The sequence below is a fragment of the Streptomyces sp. NPDC059909 genome (assembly GCF_042730885.1).
GTDB lineage: Bacteria > Actinomycetota > Actinomycetes > Streptomycetales > Streptomycetaceae > Streptomyces.
The window spans coordinates 468-1,306 of record NZ_JBHWKX010000239.1 but is presented as its reverse complement, the minus strand read 5'-3'; the positions used below and the strand labels follow the sequence as shown (position 1 = coordinate 1,306).

The following is an 839-nucleotide window of genomic DNA, read 5'->3' as shown; positions in this document are numbered from 1 at the left end:
GCGCCGCGCCATGCAGTCCGGTGACGGTGAGCTCAAGCTCGGCGGCCTCGGCGTGCAACGCGACTTCGTCGACGTCCGAGACGTCGCCCGGGCCGTCCATGCCGCCTCTCTCTCCGCCGCTCAAGGCGTGATCAACATCGGTTCCGGCCGCGCCGTCCGACTCCGGGACGCCGCCGCCGTCCTCGCCCGCGTCGCCGGCTACGGCGGAGCCCTGCACGAACTGGACACCCCCTCCGGCTACCCGGCCGCCGCCCCGGGCGGGCTGCACGCCCGCGCCGACCACGGCCAGGGCGGACTGCGGGCCGCCATCGGCCACCCCCGGCCCGACCCGGACCTCGCGCCCTCGCCCGCCGCGTACCCGTACCCGGACGGCTGCGGGAGCTGGCAGCAGGCCGACGTCCGCACCGCCCGCGACCGGCTCGGCTGGCGGCCGCGCATCAACCTGGAGGAGTCCCTGGCCGACATCTGGATGGAGGCGGCGTGCCGTATCTGACGCAGCCCGACACCCAGCCCGCCGTCAGTGCCGGACAGCTCCGCCTCGGCGTCCCCGGCTACGCCCACCCCCTGCTGGCCCCACGCGAATGGGAGGCGCTCCCGCGCGTCGGCGCCGGAGTCCACTGGGCCGTCCTCAACATCGCCGACGGCCCCGGCGAACGCCCCGACCCGCATTGCCTGGAAGCGGCCGGCCGCCTGCGGAACGCACAGGTCCGCGTGATCGGGCAGCTGGATCTCGCGGGTGGCCGGCGCACCTTCGGCGCGCTCCTCTCGGACGCCCACCGCTTCCGCGACTGGTACCTGGTCGACGGCTTCTACCTCGACCGTTGCCCCGTCGAGCGCGC

General features: G+C 75.9%; 1 protein-coding gene and 1 pseudogene. Both read left to right on the top strand.

What is annotated here, in order from left to right:
- On the top strand, positions 1-493 hold a 493-nt coding region (locus tag ACFV9O_RS40510), incomplete at its 5' end, for an NAD-dependent epimerase/dehydratase family protein (protein WP_385428118.1).
- Positions 481-839: pseudogene (locus tag ACFV9O_RS40505) on the top strand (phage tail protein); the annotation flags it as partial. The gene ACFV9O_RS40510 and the pseudogene ACFV9O_RS40505, both read left to right, overlap by 13 nt.